Consider the following 2,174-nt stretch of genomic DNA (forward strand, 5'->3'; position numbering starts at 1 on the left):
GATGTCTGCCACGCGCTTGGCGTGACGCCCCGCGCGCGGCTGGAGAACGTCGCCTGAAGCGACATCGCGCGAGACGCCCCCAGGATCCAGACGCCCGGCCCCGCGCCGGGCGTCTGACGTTGCGGCCAATTGTCCGCAGATCGGTTGCACCTCTCGCGCTGCGGGAATAGCCTTCCCCTAGGGGAGGATCCTTCATGGCAGACCAGGCAGAGGCGCAGCGCGCGCGGGCAAGCGGGCTTCAGGCCCTCAGGACGATCATCGACGGCGGCCGCGAGGGGCCGGCGATCTCGAAGGTGCTGAATTTCCGCATGGAAAGCGCCGAAGAGGGAGAAGTCACCTTCGTCGGCACCCCCCTGCCCGATTTCGCCAACCCCGCCGGCACCGTCCATGGCGGCTGGTACGGCACCGTGCTGGACAGCTGCATGACCTGCGCCGTGCTGTCGCGGCTGCCCGCCGGACGGGGCTGCACCACGCTGGAATTCAAGGTCAACATCCTGCGCCCGATCCCCTATGGCACCGAGGTCCGCGCCACGGGGCGCACCCAGCATGTCGGCCGCCGCACCGGCGTCGCCGTCGGAGAACTGGTCGGCGTGGCGGACGGGCGGCTCTATGCCACCGGCTCGACCACCTGCGCGGTGCTGGAGCTGTCCCCGGACGAGATGTTCTGACCCGAGGCTGCCCGAAGCGGCGCCACGCCACATGCATCACCAGGCTGAAAATACTCCCGCCGGAGGCGGCCGCTTCCCCCCGGTCAGGAGGGATGCGCCAGCTGCGCACTGGTCGGATAGGTGCCCCGCGACAGGACGGAATCATGCAGCCTCTCGGACGGATCCGCACCGACGACCCGGGGCTTGCGCAGCAGGAACAGCTTGGCAAAGCCACGCCACTGACCGACCGAGGGGGCGTGGATATCCGTCGGGAACCGCTCGCGCCAGGCGGGTGGAAGGGGCAGGCCACGGAACTCGGCCTGGCCCAGCATCCAGACCAGCGGCAGGTTCGACAATCCGCGCGCCTCGGTGAAGCCGCCAAGCTGTCCGCCGACATCGCCATGGGTGCCGGGGAACCAGACCTGCTCCAGCCGGCCCTGCCAGCCGGGCTCGCTGCGCCACATCACCGGGGCGTAGACCTGCCGGGTCTCTTCCAGCGCCAGCGCGTGGAAGCCCGACTTCACGCAGTCCGACAGCGCGTGGTTGTGGAAGGCATGTTTCACCTCGGCCAGCTTCCACAGCAGGGGCAGCCGCAAGCCGAGGCTTTTCACCGTGTCGAAGGCGCCGATCATCTCGATCTGAACATCGCCATGACAGTTCTTCTCGTGGAAGGCGCGCACCGCCTCGTCGCTGCCGCCCTCCTGGTAGAGGCGATAGGCCTGGCGCACGTTGCGTTCGGTCGCGCGCGGGCCGCGCACCAGCCCGACCCGGTCGATCACCCCGGCCAAGGACCGCACCGCATAGGCGCCGCGCGAATAGCCGAACAGGAAGATCCGGTCGCCGGGCCGGTACCGCGAGGCCAGCGCCCCGTAGGCGGCCCGGATCTTGCGGTTGATGCCCCGTCCCAGCAACACGTCCAGACTGTTGCGCCAGCTGTCCCACTGGATCCCGGCTTCGTAATAGACCGACAGGGAGCTGCCGCTCTGCTCGTTCAGCAGCTTGTAGATCAGCCCGGCGTTGGTCTCCTGCCCCGGTTCCAGCGTCGACATGGTGCCGTCAAGGATCACCACATGGGTGACCGCCCCCCGCCCCGGGGCGCTGGCGGCCCGACGCTGGCGGCGGAACCATCCGACCGGCCGCAGCCGGGCAAAGAGACGTTCAAGCGGCCGCTTCACTGCCCGTCCCGGCCTCCCTCAGCAGGGTCCAGACCCGTTGCGGGGTGAAAGGCATGTCGGCCCGCATCACGCCGCGCCCGGCCAGGGCATCCATCACCGCATTCGAGGCCGCGGCCATCGAGCCCACGGTGCCGGCCTCGCCACAGCCCTTCATCCCCATGGGATTGCGGGTCGAGGGCACCGGCTCGGTCGAGAAGGCGATCATCGGCACGTCCCCCGCGCGCGGCATGGCGTAGTCCATGAAGGTCGCGGTCAGCAGCTGGCCGTCCTCGTCGAACGAGACGTTCTCCATCAGCGCCTGGCCGATGCCCTGCACGACACCGCCATGCACCTGGCCCTCTGCCAGCATCGG

At 69.5% G+C, this 2,174-nt stretch carries 3 protein-coding genes; 1 reads left to right on the forward strand and 2 read right to left on the reverse strand.

The window, feature by feature from the left end; translation table 11 throughout:
• Positions 1-194: 194 nt before the first annotated feature.
• Positions 195-668, forward strand: a complete 474-nt coding sequence (locus OS124_RS0105495) for a PaaI family thioesterase (protein WP_010138376.1) — start codon at positions 195-197, stop codon at positions 666-668.
• A gap of 83 nt (positions 669-751) precedes the next feature.
• Here the strand turns inward: OS124_RS0105495 and OS124_RS0105500 are convergent, their stop codons facing one another.
• Both OS124_RS0105500 and OS124_RS23770 read right to left on the reverse strand, forming a co-directional pair.
• Complete coding sequence (locus tag OS124_RS0105500) at positions 752-1,822, reverse strand: DUF2235 domain-containing protein (protein WP_010138377.1); 1,071 nt, start codon at positions 1,820-1,822, stop codon at positions 752-754.
• Positions 1,806-2,174: molybdopterin cofactor-binding domain-containing protein (locus OS124_RS23770; RefSeq protein WP_010138378.1), on the reverse strand; the 369-nt coding region annotated here is incomplete at its 5' end. The genes OS124_RS0105500 and OS124_RS23770, both read right to left, overlap by 17 nt.

It is taken from the genome of Oceanicola sp. S124, from assembly GCF_000220565.1.
In the GTDB taxonomy this organism is placed as follows: Bacteria; Pseudomonadota; Alphaproteobacteria; order Rhodobacterales; family Rhodobacteraceae; genus Pseudooceanicola.

What these genes read in the sequence shown, in the direction of transcription:
- OS124_RS0105495 (WP_010138376.1), top strand. Translation starts at nt 195, where the DNA reads ATGGCAGACCAGGCAGAGGCGCAGCGCGCGCGGGCAAGCGGGCTTCAG.